13 protein-coding genes are annotated in these 16,211 nt (G+C 75.7%); 10 read left to right on the top strand and 3 right to left on the bottom strand.

The features are described 5' to 3' along the window. The 3 genes from V6U79_RS25960 to V6U79_RS25970 all read right to left on the bottom strand — a co-directional run. The coding region (locus V6U79_RS25960; protein ID WP_334616150.1) for an RNA polymerase sigma factor at positions 1–1,039 on the bottom strand (1,039 nt) is incomplete at its 3' end. Positions 1,040–1,238: 199 nt separating this feature from the next. Next, the gene (locus V6U79_RS25965) at positions 1,239–2,429 is read right to left on the bottom strand and encodes a LysR family transcriptional regulator (RefSeq protein WP_334616151.1); all 1,191 of its coding nucleotides are present in this window, start codon (positions 2,427–2,429) and stop codon (positions 1,239–1,241) included. A 168-nt stretch (positions 2,430–2,597) separates the two neighbouring features. Beyond that, positions 2,598–4,043, bottom strand: coding sequence for an aldehyde dehydrogenase (NADP(+)) (locus V6U79_RS25970; protein ID WP_334616152.1), 1,446 nt, complete (start codon positions 4,041–4,043; stop codon positions 2,598–2,600). Positions 4,044–4,146: 103 nt separating this feature from the next. Here V6U79_RS25970 and V6U79_RS25975 point away from each other — a divergent pair, with 103 nt between their 5' ends. The 10 genes from V6U79_RS25975 (at position 4,147) to V6U79_RS26020 (ending at position 16,186) form a co-directional block, all read left to right on the top strand. After that, the gene (locus V6U79_RS25975; RefSeq protein ID WP_334616153.1) at positions 4,147–4,860 is read left to right on the top strand and encodes a GntR family transcriptional regulator; all 714 of its coding nucleotides are present in this window, start codon (positions 4,147–4,149) and stop codon (positions 4,858–4,860) included. Beyond that, on the top strand, positions 4,857–6,059 hold the full coding sequence (locus V6U79_RS25980) for a hypothetical protein (protein ID WP_334616154.1): 1,203 nt from the start codon (positions 4,857–4,859) through the stop codon (positions 6,057–6,059). The genes V6U79_RS25975 and V6U79_RS25980 overlap by 4 nt, the downstream gene beginning before the upstream one ends. Continuing rightward, the gene (locus V6U79_RS25985) at positions 6,056–6,997 is read left to right on the top strand and encodes an ABC transporter permease (protein WP_334616156.1); all 942 of its coding nucleotides are present in this window, start codon (positions 6,056–6,058) and stop codon (positions 6,995–6,997) included. The genes V6U79_RS25980 and V6U79_RS25985 overlap by 4 nt, the downstream gene beginning before the upstream one ends. Positions 6,998–7,009: 12 nt before the next feature. Beyond that, positions 7,010–7,885: an ABC transporter permease gene (locus V6U79_RS25990; RefSeq protein ID WP_334520613.1), complete on the top strand. Its 876-nt coding sequence runs from the start codon at positions 7,010–7,012 to the stop codon at positions 7,883–7,885. Between the two features lie 50 nt (positions 7,886–7,935). Then, a complete protein-coding gene (locus V6U79_RS25995; RefSeq protein ID WP_334616158.1) occupies positions 7,936–9,507 on the top strand; it encodes an ABC transporter substrate-binding protein in 1,572 nt (523 codons plus the stop codon). A gap of 10 nt (positions 9,508–9,517) precedes the next feature. After that, positions 9,518–11,371, top strand: a complete 1,854-nt coding sequence (locus tag V6U79_RS26000; protein ID WP_334616159.1) for an ABC transporter ATP-binding protein — start codon at positions 9,518–9,520, stop codon at positions 11,369–11,371. Next, the gene (locus V6U79_RS26005) at positions 11,359–12,564 is read left to right on the top strand and encodes a mandelate racemase/muconate lactonizing enzyme family protein (RefSeq protein ID WP_334616160.1); all 1,206 of its coding nucleotides are present in this window, start codon (positions 11,359–11,361) and stop codon (positions 12,562–12,564) included. The genes V6U79_RS26000 and V6U79_RS26005 overlap by 13 nt, the downstream gene beginning before the upstream one ends. Continuing rightward, a complete protein-coding gene (locus V6U79_RS26010; RefSeq protein WP_334616161.1) occupies positions 12,561–13,358 on the top strand; it encodes an SDR family NAD(P)-dependent oxidoreductase in 798 nt (265 codons plus the stop codon). The genes V6U79_RS26005 and V6U79_RS26010 overlap by 4 nt, the downstream gene beginning before the upstream one ends. After that, positions 13,355–14,104: a ribonuclease activity regulator RraA gene (locus V6U79_RS26015; RefSeq protein ID WP_334616162.1), complete on the top strand. Its 750-nt coding sequence runs from the start codon at positions 13,355–13,357 to the stop codon at positions 14,102–14,104. Before V6U79_RS26010 ends, V6U79_RS26015 begins: the two co-directional genes overlap by 4 nt. Positions 14,105–14,224: 120 nt before the next feature. Continuing rightward, positions 14,225–16,186, top strand: coding sequence for a hypothetical protein (locus tag V6U79_RS26020; protein ID WP_334616163.1), 1,962 nt, complete (start codon positions 14,225–14,227; stop codon positions 16,184–16,186). The last annotated feature ends 25 nt before the right edge of the window (positions 16,187–16,211 follow it).

Genomic DNA, 16,211 nt, shown 5'->3' on the forward strand with positions numbered 1-16,211 from the left:
CTTGCCGCGCCGACGGCGACAGCGACGGCGTCGGCGCGGCGGTCGGGCTCGCCGGGGGCGCGACCGCCGCGCCTCGCTGCGGCGGCCGGTCGCGCAGCGTCACCCCGACGCCGAGCGCCACCACCAGCACCGCGACCACGGCGGCGCCCGCGCGGACCAGCCGGGACGCCGCCGGGGCACCCGCCGCGCCGGCGGCGGTGAGCCGGCCGGAGACGGTGTCGGCCAGCTCGGCCGGCGGCACCAGCAGGGGTACGGCGGCCAGCAGGCGCTCCGGTGGCAGCAGCGGGCCGCCCGCCGACCGGCAGCGCGGGCACTGGTCGAGGTGGCGGGCGAGTCGTTTGCGCCAGGCCGGCGTCGGTCGGCCGTCCCAGCGCCGCAGCAGCTCGCGCAGCGGCGGGCAGCCGTCCGGCCCGCCGGCCCGGTCGACCGCCTCGATGATCCGCCGCGCCGACTCCACCCGGGCGTGCAGCCGGTGCAGGCGGACCCGGGCGTGGGCGGGGGAGACGCCGAGGATCCGGGGCAGCTCGGCCCGTTCCAGGGCGCCGACCTCGGTCAACCACCATACGTTGAGCAGTTCCCGGTCGCCGGCGTCGAGCCAGCGGGTGGCGGCGGCCATCCGCCGGCGTTGCCGGCTCAGCTCCACCCGGTGCACGGCGGTGTCGTCGGCGCCGCCGCGGTCGTCGGCGTCGTCGGCGTCCAGGGCGGTGAGGTGCTGCCGGTCCGCGCCGATCCGCCGCCCGTGCCGGCGGGTCTCCCGCAGCGCGATGGCCACCAGCCAGGAACGGAAGCTCGCCGGTTGGCGCAGTCGCCGGAGCCCGGTGAGGGCGCGGATCAGCGTCTCCTGGGTGACGTCGTCGGCGTCGGCGGCGCCGAGGGTACGCGCGGCGACGTTGTGGACCAGCGGCAGGTGCTCCCGGAGCAGCCGGTCGAGCGCGCCGCGGTCACCGCCCTGCGCCGCGACGACCAGCCGTCCGGTCTCCTCGACGGAACCGCCCGGCCGGACCGGCCGCTCGACGTCACTGGACACTCGTTCCCGCATCCGGTCTCGGTGGCGGGCCACCGCACCCGCCGGGGCGGCGAGCATAACCGTCCGATGTGTGCCGCAGGCCGGCCGAGAAGGCGACTTATGCGCTCGCTAAGGGTGACGACGCCTCCAAATCGCCGATCATGTCGAATCGAACATGACTGCGCGCCGCCCGGCCGCCCGGACGGGAACCGGCGACGGACCACCCCGGGGATCACGCCGCGCCGACCGGTGAGCCGTTCCGTCCGCTGACGATGGAGTGCGGCGGGCGACGCGGTGCCCACCCGCCGTTCACCGCCGGGTGTTGCGTTCCCGCCGTGGGGCAGGACGACGGACGCCCCCGCCGCCCGGCCGGCACCTGGGCGACGGCGGCCCGCAGCGCGGCCTGGGCGCCCCGGGGCAGCGACTCAGGAACGGTCCGGGGGTTCCAGGCCAGTTCCAGGATCGGGCGCGGTGCGTGGCGGAACGGCCGGCGCACCGTTCCCGGTTCGGCGTCGGTCAGGGGACCGGCGAGGGCGACCGCGCCGCCGGCCGCGCCGGGCCCGGGCCCGTGGGTCAGCCGGGGTACGAAGCCGCCCACCCGCAGGCACGTCTCGACCAGGGCGGCCCGCAGCCGGGCGTCGGGGCCGGCGGTCCACTCCTCGTCGGCCAGGTCGGCCAGGTCGAGCAGCGTGGCGCCGGCGAGCCGGTGGCGCCGGGGCAGGACCACCCGCAGCGGCGTGCCGCCGACGGCGCTGCTGGCCAGCCCGGCCAGGTCGACCGCTTCGCCCGCCGGCCACCGGCACCACAGGGCGAGCTCCACCCGGCCGCCGCGCAGCAGCGCGACCAGGTCGGCCGGTGACCCGCCCCGCCCGACCTGCCAGTCCGTCGCCGGGCGGGCCAGCAGGTCGGGCAGCCGGTCCGGCTCGACCCCGCAGACGCCCAGCCGGACCGTCCGCCGGGTCGCCGGTCCCGCCGCCGATCGCCGGGCCGGCGCGGTGTCCGCCGGCACGGTGGCAGCTGGCGCGGTGGCCACCGGCCCGCTCGCGGCTGGCGCGGTGGTCGCCGGCCGGGCGGCCGGCGGGGGCGCGACCGGCGGCTGTGGATCCGCCCCGGCGGCGGCGTGCCGGGCGACCTCCGCCTGGACCTGCTGCCAGCCGGCGGCGGTCTGTGCGACCCAGTCGGCGAGGACCCGGCCGGCCGGCGTCAGCGACGTGCGCCGGGTGCTGCGGTCGAGCAGCCGCGCCCCCAGGGACGTCTCCAGCCGGCGGATCCGCACCGACAGGGCCGGCTGGGTGATGTGCAGCCGGGCCGCGGCCCGGGTGAAGTTCAGCTCCTCGGCCACCGCGCCGAACGCGACCAGGTCACCCCAGTTCACCGCCGCCTCCCGGTCGTCCGGTCGGCGGTCCCGGGCCCGGCGGCCCACGCTGCTCGCACCCTGCGGTGTGTCACTTCTCCTCCTCCGGCCGGTGCCCGGGCAACCGGGCGGGTCGGATGGAGACCGCGGCGGACCGGTCCGCGTTACCGAAACCGGGAAAGTCGTCGCGGCGGGCCGGTGGCCGACGTCCCGGGCGGGCCGGGACGCCGGCGGCGCTCAGCGCGACGTCGCCGCGACCGGCTCCCGCAGCCGCCCGTCCACCCGGCGGGGCAGCCCGAGCGGGTTGGCCTCGCGCAGCGCCTCGGGCAGCAGCGCGTCGGGCAGGTTCTGGTAGGCCACCGGCCGCAGGAAGCGGCGGATCGCGGCCACGCCCACGCTGGTGTGCAGCGGCGCGGTGGTCGACGGCCACGGCCCGCCGTGGTGCATGGCCCAGCCGACCGTGACACCGGTCGGCCAGCCGTTCCAGACGACCCGGCCGGCCCGTTCGGTGGCCAGGTCCAGCACGGCGCGTACCAGGTCGGCGTCGTCGTCGGACTCGCCGTGCACGGTGGCCGTCAGTGAGCCGGGGACGGCGGCGAGCGCCGCCAGCAGGTCGGCGCGGTCGGCGTACTCGATGACCAGCGACGCGGGGCCGAAGCACTCCTGCGCCGCCGCCGGCTCGGCGGCGAACCGGGCGGCCGGCACGGTGAGCAGCGCGGCCGACGCGGTGTGCCCGTCGCCCAGCGCGGGGGCGACCAGCCCTCGGACGCCGGGCAGCGCGGCGAGCGCGGCGAGCCGCTCGTCGAAGCCGGTACGGATCCACTCGCCGAGCAGCGGCCCGGGTCGCACCGCGGCCACGGCCTCGACCAGCGCCGCCTCCAGTCCGTGCCCGGCGGGCAGGAACAGCAGGCCCGGCTTGGTGCAGAACTGGCCGCTGCCCAGCGTGAAGGAGGCGACGAAGTCGCGGGCGACGGCCTCGCCGCGGGCGGCCACCGCGGCGGGGGTGACGACGACCGGGTTGAGCGAGCCCAGTTCGCCGTAGAACGGGATCGGGTCCGGGCGGCCGGCGGCAAGGTCGAACAGCGCCCGCCCGCCAGTGAGCGAGCCGGTGAAGCCGACCGCCCGGATGGCCGGGTCGCGCACCAGGGCGCGGCCGGCCTCCCGGCCGTGCAGCACCGTGACCGCGCCGGCCGGCAGCACCGTGGCCAGCAGCCCGCCGACCAGGTCGGACAACCGGGGGTGGCCCTCGTGCGCCTTGACCACGACCGGGCAGCCGGCGGCCAGGGCGGACGCGGTGTCGCCGCCGGCGACGGAGAAGGCGAGCGGGAAGTTGCTGGCGGCGAAGACGGCGACCGGGCCCAGCGGCCGCATCATCCGGCGTACGTCGGGGCGGGGGACGTCCGGGTCGGCGTGGTCGATGGTGGCGTCGAGGAAGGAGCCTTCCTCGACGGCGTCGGCGAAGAGCCGCAGCTGTCCGGTGGTGCGGGCCAGTTCGCCGGTGAGCCGGGCGGCGCCGAGGTGGGTCTCCTCGTCGGCGAGCCGGACGATCTCGTCGGCGTGCCCGTCCAGGACGTCGGCCGCGGCGCGCAGCCAGCCGGCCCGGTCGGTGAGGGAGCTGTCGGCGAGCGCGGCGGTCGCGGTGCTGGTCAGGACGGCGGCGGGGGTGGGGGATGGGTGGTCCACGTCGGACTCCTGTGTCGAGGTGATGACGGGGCGGTGAGCGGTCCGTGAAGAAATTCCGCCTCGAAGGGTTGCCACTGGCATCGTGGTATACCACGATACTGCCATGCCGCGATCGCTCCTTCCGACCACAGCGGACTCCACCGCCGCACCGGTCACCGCACTGCCACTGGAACAGCCCGCCTCCCGGGCCGACCGGGTCCGGGACGCGCTGCGTCGGGCCATATTGGACGGCACCCTCCAACCCGGACGCCCCCTCGTCGAACGGGAGCTCGCCGAGCTGCTCGGCGTCTCCAAGACCCCGGTCCGCGAGGCGCTCAAGCAGCTGCACTCCAGCGGCCTGGTCGAGATCAACGCCTACCAGGGGGTCAGCGTCCGCCGGATAGACGCCGAAACCGTCCGCCAGCTCTACACCGCCCGCGCCAGCGTCGAACCGGCCGCCGTCCGGCTGGGCGCCCAGGCCGCCGGCCGCTTCGACGCGGCCCGCACCGCCCTGGCCGATGCCGCCGCGCTGATCGGCACCGGGGAGACCGCCGGGCTCGGCATCGCCAACCGGCGCTTCCACCGGGAGCTCTACCTCGTCTGCGGCAACACCTTCCTCTGCGGCTTCCTCGACCAGCTCCAGGACCTGACCGCCTTCGTCGCCACCGCCGGCTGGCGGCTGCGGGCGACCTTCGAGCAGGAGTCGGCCGAGCACGAGGCGATGCTGGAGGCCGCCGAGTCCGGCGACGCCGAACTGGCCGAGCGGCTCACCCGGGCGCACATCGAGAAGGCGGCGGCGACCCTGGTCGCGGTCCTCGGCGAACAGGCCGACCGATGAGACCCGAGGTCTACGCCCACCCGGTCTCGTTCCGCCGCGACGCCGCCGGGCAGGCCGCCCGGCTCGCCGACGCCGGCGTCTCGGGGGTCCGGCTCGCCCACGCCTACCACAGCGGACGATGGCTGCTCAGCAGCAGCGACCCGGCGGCCGTGGCGGACCTCGACGCCGGACTCTGGTTCACCACCGCACCCGCCGCGCCGACCGGCGCCGGCCCGGCCACCCCCGCGCCGCTCTGGCCGGCCACCGTCGCCGCTCTGGCCGACACCGCCACCGCGGCGCTGACCGCCCGCGGCGTCGAGGTCACCGCCTGGCTGGTCGGGCTGCACCAGTCCGCCCTGGCCACCGCCCGCCCGGACCTCGCCCTGCGCAACGCCTTCGACCACCCGTACCGGCACGCGCTCTGCCCGGCCCAGGGCGAGGTGGTCGACTACGCCGCCGCGCTGGCCGGGCGGGCCGCCGCCGCGCCCGGCGTCACCGGGCTCGACCTGGAGGCGTTCAGCTGGCTCGGCTGGGCGCACCAGGGCGCCCACGACAAGACCGGCGTCCCGCTGCGCCCCGTCGACCGCTGGCTGCTCTCCCTCTGCCACTGCCCCGCCTGCGCCGCCGCGTACACCGCCGCCGGTGTCGACCCGGCGGAGCTGGCCGGGCGGGTCCGCGCCACCGTCCGGGCCCAGCTCGACCGGCCCCGGCCGGCGGCCCCGGAGATCGCCACCGACGCCGCCGAGGCCCTGGGCGCGCAGCTGCGTGACGCGGTGCAGGCCGTCCGCGCCCGCCTCCTGCGGCGCCTCGTCGGCGCGGCGGTCGCCGCCGCCGACGGCACCGGTGTCCAGCTGCGCGCCACCGCCGACCCGTACGCCACCGACGGCAAGGCCGGCGGCGACCTCGCCGCCCTGGCCGCCGTGGCCGGCGGGCTCACCGTGACCCACCTCGGCGGGGACCTCGCCGCCCTCACCGCCGACCTGGCCGCCGCCCGCCCCCACGCCCGCACCCTCACCGCCGGCTGGAACGGGGCCGGCACGCCCGCCGAGGCGCGGGCGGCGATCGCCGCGGCCCGCCACGCCGGCGCCGACTCCATCGCCCTGTACGCCTACGACCTGATGCCCGCCGACCGTCTCGACCTGCTGCGCGACGTCCACGCCCCACCGGCACGGCCCCCGGCGCCGCCGGCGCGACGGCGGGCGGAGGTGGCGGCCCGATGACCGGTTACCTGCTGCGCCGGGTGGCGCAGCTGATCCCCGTGCTGTTCATCGTCTCCGTGCTGCTCTTCGTCCTGCTGCGGCTGCTGCCCGGCGACCCCACCACCTCGATCCTCGGCCAGGAGGCCAGCGCCGCCGACCGGGCCGCCCTCCGCGCGGACCTGGGGCTCGACGCCCCGCTCTGGCGGCAGTTCGTCGACTGGATCGGCGGGGTCCTCACCGGCGACCTCGGCAGCTCCTGGCTGACCGGCGAACCCGTCGCCGGGGTGATCGTCGACCGGCTGCCCGCCACCGTCGAACTCGGACTCATCGCGCTGCTGCTCGCCGTCGCGATCGGCATCCCCGCCGGCGTCCTCGCCGCGGTACGCCGCCGCACCGCCACCGACCACGCGCTGACCGGGATCGGCGTGCTGGCCCTGTCCACCCCGCACTTCTACCTCGCCGCGCTGCTCATCGGCGTCTTCGCGATCTGGCTGCGGGTCGTCCCGCCGTCCGGGTACGTGCCGTTCACCGAGGACCCGGCCGGCAACCTGGTACGGATGGTGCTGCCCGCCGTCACCGTCGGCTCCACCGTGGTCGCGGTGGTGCTGCGCCAGACCCGCGGCTCGCTGCTCGCCGCGCTCGGCGAGGACTACATCCGCACCGCCCAGGCCACCGGGATCGGCCGGCGCCGGATCGTCACCGTCTACGCGCTGCGCAACGCCATGGTCCCCGTCGTCACGGTCACCGCGTTGCAGATCGGCGCGCTGATGAGCGCCACCGTGGTCACCGAGACCATCTTCACCCTGCCCGGCATGGGCACCCTCATCGTCAACGGGATCTTCAGCCGCGACCTGCCCGTGGTCCAGGGCGCCGTGCTGGTCGTCGTCACCTTCGTCCTGCTGGTCAACCTCGTCACCGACCTGATCTACGCCTGGCTCGACCCGCGCATCACCTACTGAGAGCAGGCCGCCATGCCCGTCGACACCACCCCCACCCGGGCCGCGCGCCGGCCCGTGCTCACCCGGCTGCTGCGCGACCGTCGCGCCCGCTTCGCCCTGCCGGTGCTGGCGGCCGTCGTCCTCGCCGCCGCGGCCAGCCCCCTGATCTCCGCCCGCAGCCGGGCCACCGACACCGAACGGCTGCTCGCCGGCCCGAGCGGCCGGCACCCGCTCGGCACCGACGAACTCGGCCGCGACGTGCTGGCCCGGATCGTCGACGGCGCCACCGTCACCGTCGCGGTCGCCACCGTCGCCGTCGGCGCCGCCCTCGTCCTCGGCACGCTGCTCGGCCTCTTCGCCGGCTACCGCGGCGGCTGGCTCGACGCGGTGCTGATGCGCACCGTCGACGGGCTGCTGGCCTTCCCGCTGCTGGTGCTGGCGCTGACCGTGGTCGCCGCGCTCGGCCCCGGGCTGCGCAACGCGCTGATCGCCATCGCCGTGGTCACCACCCCCCGCTTCGCCCGGGTCGTCCGGGCGGAGGTGCTCTCCCTGCGGACCCGCGAATGGGTCTCCGCCGCCCACATCGTCGGCCTGCCCACCCCCGCCCTGCTGCGCCGGCACCTGCTGCCGCACCTGGCCGGCACGCTGTTCGTCTTCGCCGCCCTGCAGGCCTCCACCGCGATCATCGCCGAGGCGTCGCTGAGCTTCCTCGGCCTCGGCGTCCAGCCGCCGCAGCCCAGCTGGGGCGCGATGGTCGCGGCCGGCACCGACCACCTCGACGCCAGCTGGTCGCTGAGCGTCTTCCCCGGCCTGGCGATCCTGCTCACCATCGCCGCGTTCAACCTGCTCGCCGACGCCCTGCGCGACGCGCTGGACGCCCACCGCCCGGACCTCACCCCGGCCCGGTAGCTCCCCCACCCCGCAACCCCACCACTTCCTCCCGGAAGGGATCCCCCACCATGGCCGCACCTTCCTTCCCCCACCCGTCCCACCGGCCGGCGCTCACCCGCCGGGCGCTGCTCGGCGGTGGCGTCGCCCTCATCGCGGCCGGCGCCCTCGCCGGCTGCGGCAGCGGCGACAGCGCCGGCGCCAAGGGCCGCGGCGGCACCCTCACCGTCGGCTTCGACAACGAACCCACCACCCTGGACCCGGCGCTGAGCAGCGCCATATCCTCCGACCGCAGCGTGCTCAACCTCTTCTACGACACCCTGCTGCGCCAGCAGCGCGACGGCTCGTTCGTCCCGGCGCTGGCCGAGAAGTGGACCGTCGAGGGCACCACCGTCACCTTCACCCTGCGCGCGGGGGTGACCTTCCACGACGGCACCCCGTTCGACGCCGAGGCCGCCGCGTTCAACCTGCGCCGGGTCATCGACCCGGCGACCAAGTCCACCAAGGCCGGCGCGTTGAAGAAACTCGCCGCCGTCGACGTGGTCGACCCGAGGACGCTGCGCCTGACCCTGAAGGCCACCGATCCGCTGCTGCTGGTCCAGCTCGCCCACGAACCCGGCATGATGGCCTCGCCCACCGCCGTCAAGGCCGGCGAGTACGGCCGCAAACCGGTCGGCACCGGCCCGTTCGTCTTCGACGCCTGGCGCTCCAAGGTCCAGCTCACCGGCAAGCGCAACCCGAAGTACTGGCGCAAGGCCGCCGACGGCACCGCCCTGCCCCGGCTCGACCAGGTCGTCTACCGCTTCGTCACCGACACCAAGGTGCTGCGCGCCGAGATCTCCACCGGTGGGGTGCAACTGGTCCGGGTGCTGCCGCCGGAGGAGTTCGGCCAGCTCAAGAGCGACCGGCAGGTGGTGCTGGAGGACATCGGCGTGCGCCGCTCCTACTACGTCGCGCTCAACACCACCCGCGCCCCCTTCAACGACCCGAAGCTGCGCGAGGCCTTCGCGATGGCCGTCGACCGGGCCGGGGTCGGCAAGGCCGCGGCCGCCGGCGAGTTCGACCTCGCCCCCTCCTTCGCCACCCGCAACGACTGGTTCTTCGACGGCTCCATCACCCCGCCGCCGCTGAACCCGGCGAAGGCGAAGGCCGCCCTCGGCGGCCGGCCGGTGCCGATCACCGTCGTGGCCCGGCGCCGGGCCCCCGACCCGACCATCGCCGAACTGCTCCAGTCCCAGCTCACCGCCGCCGGCTTCGACCCGAAGGTCGAGGTGCTGGAGGCGCAGACCCAGCTCGACCGGATGCGCAAGCAGGACTTCGACGCCGCGCTGCTGGTCATCGACATTCCCCGGCTCGACCCGTCGCTCTCCTTCGACCCGTACTTCGCGAGCAAGGGCTCCAACAACTGGTCCGGGCTGGCCGACGCCGAGCTGGACGGGCTGCTGGAGAAGGCGGTCGGCACCGAGGACCGGGCGGTGCGCAAGCAGGCGTACGTCGACGTGCAGCGGCGCATCGTCGGCCAGAACTACTGGGTGTTCCTGCACCAGCCCCGCTCGCCGCTGATCCACAGCGCCAAGCTCACCGGGATCGTGCTCAACGTCGACGGCCAGTGGCGCCTCGACGAAGCCGAGCTCGCGTCCTGAGGGCCGGCGCATGTCCCTGTTGGAGATCACCGGCCTGACCGTCACCTTCACCGGTGACGGCGGCCCGGTCCGCGCCGTGGACGGGGTGGACCTGCACGTCGAGGCGGGGGAGACCCTCGCCGTGGTGGGGGAGTCCGGGTCCGGCAAGACCGTCACCGCGCTCAGCGTCCTCGGCCTCACCCCGCGCCCGCCCGGCTGCGAGACCGGCGGCGCGATCCGGCTCGACGGCGTCGACCTCACGGACCTGGACGCCCGCGGCTGGCGCTCCGTCCGCGGCGGCCGGGTGGCCATGGTGTTCCAGGACCCGTCCGCCGCGCTCAACCCGCTGCTCACCCTCGGTACCCAGATCGCCGACGCGGTCCGCGCCCACGAGCCGGTCTCCCGCACCGCGGCCCGGGACCGGGCCGTGGCCGCCCTGGAGCTGGCCCGGCTGCCCGGCCCGGCGTCCCGGCTCGGCCAGTACCCGCACCAGCTCTCCGGCGGCATGCGGCAGCGGGCGGCGATCGCCCTGGCCATCGCCGCCCGGCCGAAGCTGCTCATCGCCGACGAGCCCACCACCGCCCTCGACGTCGGCGTGCAGGCCGAGATCCTGGACATGCTCGACACGCTGCGCCGGGACCTCGGCATGGGGCTGGTCCTGATCACCCACGACCTGGGCACGGTGGCCAGCCACGCCGACCGGGTCGCGGTGATGTACGCCGGCCGGGTGGTGGAGACCGGCCCCACCCGGCAGGTCCTCGACGACCCCCGGATGCCGTACACCCGGGCGCTGCTCGACGCGACCCCCCGGCTCGACGCGCCGGCCCGGCAGCGGCTCGCCTCCATCGGGGGCCAGCCGCCCGACCTGAGCGTGCCGGCGCCCGGCTGCGCCTTCGCCCCCCGCTGCCCGGTCGTGCTGGACCGTTGCCACCACGAGCGGCCGGCGCTGGAACTGCACGCGCCGGAGCAGCGGGCGGCCTGCCTCAACCCGCTGCCGGCCGGCGCCGTGACCCTCGGGCCGGTCGGCGGGGAGCACGACGCGCCGACCGACGCCGCCGCGCCGGACGGCGAGCCGATCGCCGAGTTCGACCGGGTGGCGCTGCACTACCCGGTCCGCAAGGGGCCGCTGCGCCGGGTCGTCGACCACGTCCGGGCCGTCGACGGGGTGAGCCTGCGGTTGCACCCCGGGCGCACCCTGGCCCTGGTCGGCGAGTCCGGCTCCGGCAAGACCAGCCTCACCCGCACCCTGCTGCGGCTGGAACGACCCACCGGCGGCGCCGTCCGCTACGACGGCATCGACGTCACCCGCCCCGACCGGGAACAGCTGCGCCGGTTGCAGCGCGAGGTGCAGGTGGTCTTCCAGAACCCGTACGCCAGCCTCGACCCCCGGATGACCGTCGGGCAGATCCTCGCCGAACCGCTGCGGGTGCACGGCCTGGAGGCCGGCCGGGCCGAGCTGGCCCGGCTGCTGGCCCAGGTCGGCCTGGACGACGCCGCGCTGGACCGGTATCCGGCCGCCTTCTCCGGCGGGCAGCGCCAACGCGTCGCCATCGCCCGGGCGCTGGGCCTGCGCCCCCGGCTGATCGTCTGCGACGAGGCGGTCAGCGCGCTGGACGTCTCCATCCAGGCCCAGGTGCTCAACCTCCTCGCCGACCTGCAACGCGAACACGGGCTGGCGTACCTGTTCATCACCCACGACCTGGCGGTGGTCCGGTCGGTGGCGCACGACATCGCGGTGATGCGCGCCGGTGTCGTCGTCGAGCAGGGCCCCGCCGAACGCATCTACGACCGGCCCACCCACGAGTACACCCGGCGGCTGCTGGAGATGGCCCCCGGCCACCCCACCCACGCCCGGACCGGAAGGACAGCGCAGTGGTCCAGATAACCCAGGTACGGCTCACCCCCGTCAACACCCCCCGGCACGGCAGCATCACCTGCGGACACGTACTGGTCGAACTCCACACCGACGACGAGCAGCTGGTCGGGGTGGGGGAGATGTCGGACTTCCAGCACCTGCCCCGCTACCACGTCGACGTGGCCGACCTCGAGGGCACGCTCAACGAGCTGCTCGTCGGCCTCGACGCGCTCGCCATCACCGAGGTCGAGGCGCGGCTGGAACGCAACTTCCCGCAGGCCGGCTACATCTACGACAAGAGCCGCACGATCAAGTGCGGGGTCGACGTGGCGATGTGGGACCTGGCGGCGAAGCGGCTCGGCGTCCGGGTGGTCGACCTGCTCGGCGGGCCGGTCCGCGACTCCGTCCCGATCGCCTACCCGGTCTTCCGGCAGCAGCGCGAGGACGACGTCGAGCGCAACCTCGCGATGGTCGCCCGCCGCGTCGCCGAGGGATTCGACCACTTCCGGGTGTACGTGGGCCGCCGCCTCGACCTCGACGAGGCGTTCCTGCGCGCCGCCCGGGACCGGTTCGGCGACGCGATCACCCTCAAGTCGCTGGACTTCTCCAACCTGCTCGACCCCCGCGCCGCCTGCCGGTTCGTCGACCGGGTCGCCGACGTCGGCTTCGACCTGGTCGAGTCGCCGGCGCCGCACCACGACCTGCGCGGCCTGGCGTACGCCCGGGACCGGCTGCCGGTGCCGGTCAGCGAGCACGTCTACAGCTTCCGGTGGGCGCTGGACCTGGCCGCCGCCGACGCGGTGGACGTCTTCAACGTCAGCGTCATCGCCATCGGTGGGATCACCCCCGCCCGGCGGGTCTTCGCCATCGCCGAGGCGGCCGGGAAGTCCTGCCTGGTCGGCACCACCCAGGAGCTCTCCATCGGCACCGCCGCCGCGGCGCACGTGGCGATGGCGACGCCCTCGGTCACGCTGCCCAGCGACCCGGTCGGTCCGCTGCTCTACACCCGCGACGTGGTCCGTGAGCCGGTCAGCTACGTCGGCGGGCGGCTGCGCGTACCGGACGGTCCCGGCCTGGGCATGGTCCTCGACCCGGAGCGGGTGGCCGCCTGCGCCGGCCCGCTGACCTGGGCGGCCACCGACGCGGCGGCCGTGGTCGACCGCGCCCCGGCCGCCGGTCCGGCACCGGACGGCGCCGCGCCGGCCGGCGTGGCGGGCCGGTGAGCCGGCTCGACGGGCGGGTCGCCCTGGTCACCGGGGGCGGCCGCAACATCGGCCTGGCCATCGCCCGCCGGCTCGCCGCCGACGGCGCCGCGGTCGCGGTCAACGGCCCCGACTCCGACGAGCTCGCCGTCGCCGTCAAGGACCTCGGCGGGGACGCCGCGCCGTTCCCGGCCGACGTCTCCGACCCGGCCGCGGTGGAGGCGATGGTGGCCGCCGTGGTCGACCGGTACGGCCGGCTCGACGTGCTGGTCAACAACGCGGCCGTACCGATGGCCGGCCGGGTGCCCCTGCTGGAGCTGGACCTCGCCGACTGGGACCGCAGCTTCGCCGTCAACGCCCGCGGCGTCTTTCTCTGCACCGTCGCCGCCGCCCGGGTGATGCCGGCCGGCGGGTCGGTGGTCAACATCTCCTCGGTCGGCGCCACCCGGGCGCACCGCAACGCGGTCGCCTACGACGCCACCAAGGGCGCCGTCGAGGCCGCCACCCGGGCCATCGCCCTGGACCTCGCTCCGCGCGGGATCCGGGTCAACGCCGTCGCCCCCGGCGCCATCGCCAACGACCGGTTCGACGCCCTCGACCCGGCCGCGAAGCGGGCCCGGGCGCTGCCCGTCCCGCTCGGGCGGGTCGGCACCGGCGCCGACATCGCCGCCGCCGTCTCCTTCCTCGCCTCGGACGACGCCGCGTACATCACCGGCCAGGTGATCACCGTCGACGGCGGCCTCTCCGTCCAGGCCCGACCACCGGGGATCGACCCGATCCTCGACTCCGCTCCCGCAGAAGGCCAGCAGCCATGACCAACCCGCCCCCCGCCCGGTCCGACCTCGCCCCGCTCGACCCCGACGACCTGGCCGCCCTCGGCGCCGCCAGCACCGCCACCATCACCACCCAGCTGTTCAAGCACGGCCTGCGCAACACGTTCCTGGCCGGGCTGCGCTGCCAGAGCCCGCACGCGCCGAGGCTGCTCGGCGAGGCGTTCACGCTGCGCTACATCCCGGCCCGGGAGGACATCGACGTCCTGGACGTGTACGCCGACTACGACCACCCGCAACGCCTCGCCGTGGAGTCCGTCGGTCCCGGCCAGGTCCTCGTCGTCGACTGCCGGGAGCAGGGCCGCGCCGCCTCCGCCGGTCACATCCTGCTCACCCGCCTGGCCGCGCGCGGCGCCGCCGGCATGGTCACCGACGGCACGCTGCGCGACATCGGCGGCATCGCCGAGCTGCGGCTGCCCGTCTTCGCCGCCGGCGCCGCGGCGATGACCAACCTGGCCCAGCACCACGCCGTCGACCTCCAGGTGCCGATCGGCTGCGCCGGGGTGGCCGTCTACCCGGGCGACGTCCTCGTCGGCGACGCCGACGGGGTGGTCTGCGTACCCCGGCACCTGGTCCCGGTGATCGCCCGGCCGGCCCGCGAGCAGGAGGAGCTGGAGACGTACCTGCAGCAGCAGGTCGCCCTCGGCGCGCCGCTGCGCGGCACCTACCCGCCGGACGCGGAGACCCTGCGCGCGTACGACGAGAGCCGATCCGTGGTCGAGCCCCGGTGACCCGGCGCCTTTGCCCGTCCGGCGCACCCCCGGCGGACCGGCGGACCACCGCGGGGGTCGCCCGGTAGTCCGTCCGGCAGCACCCGTAGCACCCCATCCGTCCCGTCCCAGGAGGTACCTGTGCCCCGACACACACCCCTGCACCTCGCCCTGGCCCTCACCCTCGTCGGTGTCACTGTCGCCGTGCCGGCCGGCCCGGCGCACGCCGCCGACCTCGCCGACACCTTCGACGGCGCCACCGTCGGCACCACCCCCGCCGGCTGGACCGTCGGCGGGGGTGGCGGTGACGCCACCGTCGCCGACGTCGCCGGCACCGGCGACCGGAGTCTGCGCCTGACCGACACCTCGACCGCCGCTCCGGTCACCGCCACCCGGTCCTTCGGCGTCACCTCCGCCACCGTCGTGGCCAACGCCCGGCTGCGCGCCGCGCAGACCACCGCCGTCGTCGGCCTGCACCTGGACAGCGTCGCCGGGCACACCGTCACCGTCGCCATGGACGGCGCCGGCCGCTTGTACACCTACTCCGGCGCCACCCGGGTCGACCTGGGCGCCTACACCGCCAACCGGTGGTACGACGTCCGCATCGTCGCCCGCCCCGGCACGTCGACCGCCAGCGTGTGGATCGACGGGCAGCGGCGGGCCACCAACCTGTCGTTCCGGGTGGGCGCCACCAGCCTCGCCGCCGTGCAGGTCGGCGTGGCGGCCGGCGACACCGGCACGGCCTGGGTCGACGACGTGCGGACCAAGACCGAGCCGAACCCGGTGAGCTGGCCGCAGGTCGGCACGGTCGCGCCCCGCAGCGCCGCCCAGATCGGCTCCTCCAAGCTGATCGTCGGCGCGGAGACCCTGGACCGGGACTACACCGACTACCAGTCCTACAAGGGCTACCTCGGCCCGCTGGGGGCGACCCGGGCCCGGTTCCAGGCCGGCTGGGCCAAGACCGAGAAGGTCAAGGGCAGCTACGACTGGGCCTGGCTGGACACGGTCGTGAACGACGCGGTGTCCCGGGGCGTCCGGCCGTGGTTGCAGACCTCCTACGGCAACCCGATCTACACCGGGGGCGGCGGCGCCGGCCTCGGCGGGCAGGTGCCCAGCTCGGCGGAGGCCCTGGCGGCCTGGGACGCCTGGGTCCGCGCCCTGGTGAACCGGTACTCCGACCGGGTCGACGAGTGGGAGATCTGGAACGAGCCGAACCTCGGCGGGGTCGACACCACGGTGTACGCCGACTTCCTCGTCCGTACCGCCACCCGGGTCCGGGCGGCGCAACCCGGTGCGGTGATCTGGTGCTGCGCCCTGGCCGGCGTCGAACGCTCCTACGCCGACGCGGTGCTGACCCGGGTGCGTTCCCTCGGCAAGCTCGACCTGATCGACGGCATCACCTACCACCCGTACAACGCCAACCCGGACGCCTCCTACGAGCAGGTGCGGCTGCTGCGGGTGACGGCGGACAGCTTCTCGCCCGACCTGCTGATCCGCCAGGGCGAGAACGGGGCGCCGAGCCGACCGAACAGCTTCGGGGCGCTGGGCGAGCTGAACTGGACCGAGCTGGCGCAGGCCAAGTGGATGCTGCGCCGGACCATCGCCGACCTCGGTCGGGGGATCAGCACCAGTGTGTTCAGCATCTCCGACCTGCACTACCCGTCGAAGGTCAACTCCAAGGGCCTGGTCCGCACCGGCACCGACAAGAAGGTCCGCTACGCCAAGCCGTCCTACTACGCCATCCAGTCGGCGGCCGCGCTCTTCGACGACACGATGACCCCGATCAACGGGTACGGCTACACCGACGACACCACCTCCCCGGTGGCGGTGCAGGCGTTCCGCAAGTCCGGCACCGGACGGCAGTCGGTGGCGCTGTGGTTCAACTCGGCCACGCCCGGCGACGACAACACCCGTACGCCGGTCACGGTCACCTTCAGCGCCGGCAGCTTCGCCGACCCGGTCTACGTCGACCCGCGCACCGGCGCGGTCTACGACATCCCGGCGGCGAACTGGTCGCAGTCGGGCACCTCGTACACCTTCACCGGGGTGCCGCTCTACGACTCGCCGATCCTGATCGCCGACCGGTCCGTCATCGGCCTGTGACGGCCGCCGGCCGTCCGGCCGGCCC

The organism is Micromonospora psammae (genome assembly GCF_036902725.1).
Classification (GTDB): domain Bacteria; phylum Actinomycetota; class Actinomycetes; order Mycobacteriales; family Micromonosporaceae; genus Micromonospora.

Coding starts and splice junctions, on each gene's coding strand:
- V6U79_RS26000 (WP_334616159.1), top strand. CDS start 9,518: ATGTCCCTGTTGGAGATCACCGGCCTGACCGTCACCTTCACCGGTGAC.
- V6U79_RS25985 (WP_334616156.1), top strand. CDS start 6,056: ATGACCGGTTACCTGCTGCGCCGGGTGGCGCAGCTGATCCCCGTGCTG.
- V6U79_RS25995 (WP_334616158.1), top strand. CDS start 7,936: ATGGCCGCACCTTCCTTCCCCCACCCGTCCCACCGGCCGGCGCTCACC.
- V6U79_RS25980 (WP_334616154.1), top strand. CDS start 4,857: ATGAGACCCGAGGTCTACGCCCACCCGGTCTCGTTCCGCCGCGACGCC.
- V6U79_RS26015 (WP_334616162.1), top strand. CDS start 13,355: ATGACCAACCCGCCCCCCGCCCGGTCCGACCTCGCCCCGCTCGACCCC.
- V6U79_RS25990 (WP_334520613.1), top strand. CDS start 7,010: ATGCCCGTCGACACCACCCCCACCCGGGCCGCGCGCCGGCCCGTGCTC.
- V6U79_RS25975 (WP_334616153.1), top strand. CDS start 4,147: ATGCCGCGATCGCTCCTTCCGACCACAGCGGACTCCACCGCCGCACCG.